Origin of the sequence: Intrasporangium sp. (assembly GCF_032907665.1) — a bacterium.
Lineage (GTDB): Bacteria > Actinomycetota > Actinomycetes > Actinomycetales > Dermatophilaceae > Intrasporangium.
Genome location: NZ_JAJJPG010000206.1, coordinates 1 through 4,106 on the forward strand (window position 1 = coordinate 1; position 4,106 = coordinate 4,106).

The following is a 4,106-nucleotide window of genomic DNA, read 5'->3' on the forward strand; positions in this document are numbered from 1 at the left end:
GGTATGACCACCGCAACGAAAAAGTCCCTGGTGGTGCTGGGCGCGGGCACGGCCGGAACCATGGTCGCGAACAAGCTCCGCCACCGCCTCCCGAAGACGGACTGGAAGATCACGATCGTCGACAAGAACGACATCCACGACTACCAGCCCGGTTACCTGTTCATCCCCTTCGGGATGAACACTCCAGAGCAGATCCGCAAGTCGAAGCACGCGTTCATCGGAGATGGCGTCGAGCTCGTCCTGGCCGAGGTCGACAAGGTCGACCCGGAGGCCAAGTCCGTCGCTCTGATGGACGGCCGCTCGCTCGCCTACGACTACCTCGTCGTCGCCTCGGGCACGAGCCCGCGACCTGACCAGACCCCAGGGATGCTGGGCGACGAGTGGCACAAGTCGGTCGGCGAGTTCTACACGTACGACGGGGCGGTTGCCCTTCGCGACCAGCTGCGCGGCTTCACCGGTGGCCGTCTCGTCGTGCACATCACGGAGCTGCCGTTCAAGTGCCCCGTGGCGCCTCTCGAGTTCACCTTCCTCGCCGACGACTACCTGCGTGGACGCGGCCTGCGGGAGAAGACGGAGGTCGTCTTCGTCACGCCTCTCGACGGTGCCTTCACCAAGCCCGTCGCGAGCAAGGAGCTCGGCTACATCCTCGAGGAGCGAGGTGTCACCGTCGAGACGGACTTCATGGTCGAGAGCATCGACCAGGAGCGCAAGGTCCTCGTCTCCTACGACGAGCGCGAAGTTCCCTACGACCAGCTGGTGACGATCCCGCTCAACATGGGCGCGGAGTTCGTGGCCCGGTCCGGTCTCGGTGACGACCTGAACTACGTCCCGGTCGACAAGCACACGATGCAGTCGACGCAGCACCCGGAGATCTTCGCCCTCGGCGATGCCAGCAACATCCCGACGTCGAAGGCGGGCTCGGTCGCCCACTTCTCCGTCGAGATCTTCGTCGAGAACTTCATGCAGCTCATCGAGGGCAGGCCGATGACCCACTCCTTCGACGGGCACGCCAACTGCTTCGTCGAGTCCGGGGGCGGCAAGGCCCTGCTCCTCGACTTCAACTACGACACCGAGCCGCTCACCGGGACGTTCCCGATCCCCAAGGTCGGCCCGATGACCCTGCTCAAGGAGTCGCGCGCCAACCACATGGGCAAGCTCGCGTTCCGCCACATCTACTGGAACATGCTCCTTCCCGGCCGTCCCCTCGGCCTCCCGTCGGCCATGTCCATGGCCGGCAAGATCCCCGCCGGCGCCTGACCACAAACGAAAGGACGTAGCGCCATGCCCACCACCACCATCGCCGGCCACCAGGTCGAGGTCAACGACGAGGGCTTCCTCCAGAACCCTGACGACTGGGACGAGCAGCTCGGAGCCGAGTTCGCCCGCCTCATCGGCGTCGACATGAGCGAGGAACACTGGAAGCTCGTGAAGTTCCTCCGCGAGGACTACAAGGCCATGGGGGAGACCCCCACCCTGCGCCGGGTCAGCACACAGCTCGGTCTGCCGGTCAAACAGCTGTTCACGATGTTCCCCGGAAAGCCGGCCAAGAAGATGTCCTACGTCGCCGGTGTGCCGAAGCCCAAGGGCTGCGTCTGACCCCGATCCGGAACCGACGACCCAGCCTCACGCCAGGAGCACACCATGACGACCCAAGAACCCATGACCGAGACCCCGTTCGTCCCGTCCTTCGACGAGCCCACCGATGAGGGCCGCAAGCTCGCCATCATCTGCAGCAAGGGCACGCTCGACATGGCATACCCCGGCCTCATCCTCGGCAATGCCGCCCTGGGTGAGGGGATCGAGACCCACCTGTTCTTCACCTTCTGGGGTTTCGACATGATCAACAAGAAGACCCAGGGCAGCCTCAAGGCGACGCTGCTCGGCAACACCGCCATGCACATGCCCCAGGGCCTCGGCGGTATCCCGGGAATGACCCACCTCGCAACGTCCCAGCTCAAGAAGGCCATCGCCGAGCTCGACATCCCCGAGGTGCCCGACTTCCTCGACCAGATCGTCGCGTCCGGTGGTCACCTGTGGGCGTGCCGACTGTCCGCGGACATGAACCACCTCAGTGAGGCGGATCTTCGAGACGACGTCGAAGGCATCATCTCGGCGTCGGACTTCATCGAGATGACCGCGGGCGCCCAGCTGCTCTTCATCTGACAGCTGGGTCTGGAGGGCCCGGGGCGAGCGCATCCGCCCCGGGCCCTGCCCTCGCCCACTGACCCGCCAGACGGGTCAGTGGGCGAGCCAGTCAGGGGCGGGCATCTTCACACGATCTCCAGAGGTCGTACGCGACCCTGCCGCAGGGCCGCTCCTAGGCTCGAGCCATGAGCCGAATCCTCGTCGTCGAGGACGACCCGACGATCAACCAGAGCGTCACCGACCGCCTTCGCGCCGAGGGCTTCGACGTCGTCCAGGCCTTCGACGGGCCGGCGGCGGTCGCCGCCCACCACGAGCACCAACCGGACCTCGTCCTGCTGGACGTCATGCTGCCGGGCTTCGACGGGCTGGAGGTCTGCCGGAGGATCCAGGCCGACCGCCCCACCCCCGTCCTCATGCTCACCGCCCGGGACGACGAGACGGACCTGCTCGTCGGCCTCGGCGTGGGCGCGGACGACTACGTGACCAAACCCTTCCGGCTGCGCGAGGTCCTGGCCCGGATCAGGGCCCTGCTGCGCCGAGTCGAGCGGGCCCGTGAGATGGCTGCCCAGCCTGCCCCGGGCATCGACATCGACGGACTCAGCGTCGACCGTGCGACCCGTCGTGTCTCCGTCGACGGAGAGCAGGTACACCTCACCCCGCTCGAGTTCGACCTGCTCCTCGCTCTCATCGAGGACGCGGGGACCGTCCGATCCAGGGATGACCTGATGCGAGAGGTGTGGGGCTGGGCGGAGGCCGCCCGGACGCGGACACTGGACAGCCACGTGAAGTCCCTGCGCGCGAAGATCGGCGCCCACCGGGTGCGGACGGTCCACGGCGTGGGGTATGCGTTCGGGGACGGGTCATGAACACCGAGCGACCTCTGGACGGGCTGCGCTCCATCAAGGCCAAGCTGGCCGTCCTCGTCGGACTGGGCATCGTCGCCGCCTCGGTCGTCTCCGAGGCGGGCGACCGGGCTGGCGTCCCCGCCTGGCTCACCGTTCCGGTCACCATCGCGGGAGGTCTGGCCGTCGCCCAGTGGCTGGCGCGCGGCATGACCTCCCCGTTGCGCGAGATGACCGCGGCGACTGCAGTGATGGCGACCGGGGACTACTCGAGGCGGGTGACTGCGACGTCGGCGGACGAGGTGGGCCAGCTGGCGCGCGCCTTCAACACGATGGCGGCCGACCTCGCGACCGCGGACCAGCAGCGCCGCCACCTCGTCGCCATGGTGTCCCACGAGCTGCGCACGCCACTCACGGCGCAGCAGGCCCTGCTCGAGAACCTCGTCGACGGCGTCGTCTCGCCCGACGACGCGGTGCTGCGCACCGCCCTCACCCAGGCCGAACGGCTCAGCGACCTCGTCTCGGACCTGCTCGACCTCAGCCGAGTCGACGGCGGCCTGAAAGGCCTCGCCATCGCCCCCGTGGACGTCGCCCAGCTCCTCTCACAGGCCGTGGCGGAGGCCCGCGCGAGCGGGGCCGACCAGCGGCAGGTCACGCTCGAGACGATCATGGACGGGGAGCCCGCTGCGAGCGGCGCGGGTCACCTCGACGATGCCTTCCTGCGCGTCGAGGCAGATGCCGACCGGCTGGCGCAAGTACTCGCAAACCTGCTCGACAACGCCATTCGGCACAGCCCGGTCGGCGGCTCCGTCCGGGTCCGGGCCATGGGGCTCGACGCGGAGCGGTGGGCCCTCGAGGTCAGTGACGACGGACCCGGCATTCCCGCCGATCGCGCCGAGCGGGTCTTCGACCGCTTCGGCTCATGGGGGGGCTCAGGTGGCGGGACCGGGCTCGGGCTCGCGATCGCCAGCTGGGTGTGCGAGCTCCACGGAGGTTCCATCGCCGTGCTGCCATCCGAGCCCGGGGCCACCGGGGCGCGGGTTCGGGCGGTCCTCCCGCGCCACCCCCCCCCCCCCCTCCCGCCCCCACCACCCACAGCCGTCCCGCGCCACGCACCCC

5 protein-coding genes are annotated in these 4,106 nt (G+C 68.5%); all 5 read left to right on the top strand.

Translation table 11 applies throughout. The features are described 5' to 3' along the window. Positions 1-1,257: FAD/NAD(P)-binding oxidoreductase (locus tag LOY02_RS18140; protein ID WP_317183773.1), on the top strand; the 1,257-nt coding region annotated here is incomplete at its 5' end. Between the two features lie 24 nt (positions 1,258-1,281). After that, entirely contained in the window at positions 1,282-1,596 is a 315-nt protein-coding gene (locus tag LOY02_RS18145) for a TusE/DsrC/DsvC family sulfur relay protein (RefSeq protein WP_317183774.1), read from the top strand. A gap of 45 nt (positions 1,597-1,641) precedes the next feature. Further along, positions 1,642-2,163: a DsrE/DsrF/DrsH-like family protein gene (locus LOY02_RS18150; protein ID WP_317183775.1), complete on the top strand. Its 522-nt coding sequence runs from the start codon at positions 1,642-1,644 to the stop codon at positions 2,161-2,163. Positions 2,164-2,330: 167 nt separating this feature from the next. Further along, positions 2,331-3,011 carry a response regulator transcription factor gene (locus LOY02_RS18155; RefSeq protein ID WP_317183776.1) on the top strand — a complete coding sequence of 227 codons (681 nt, stop codon included), beginning with the start codon at positions 2,331-2,333 and terminating at the stop codon, positions 3,009-3,011. After that, positions 3,008-4,106, top strand: a 1,099-nt coding sequence (locus tag LOY02_RS18160; protein ID WP_317183777.1) for a HAMP domain-containing sensor histidine kinase, incomplete at its 3' end; no start/stop codon positions are given. The genes LOY02_RS18155 and LOY02_RS18160, both read left to right, overlap by 4 nt.

Bases quoted from the DNA above. Each gene is read 5' to 3' on its own strand.
- LOY02_RS18145 (WP_317183774.1), top strand. From the start codon at position 1,282: ATGCCCACCACCACCATCGCCGGCCACCAGGTCGAGGTCAACGACGAG.
- LOY02_RS18150 (WP_317183775.1), top strand. From the start codon at position 1,642: ATGACGACCCAAGAACCCATGACCGAGACCCCGTTCGTCCCGTCCTTC.
- LOY02_RS18155 (WP_317183776.1), top strand. From the start codon at position 2,331: ATGAGCCGAATCCTCGTCGTCGAGGACGACCCGACGATCAACCAGAGC.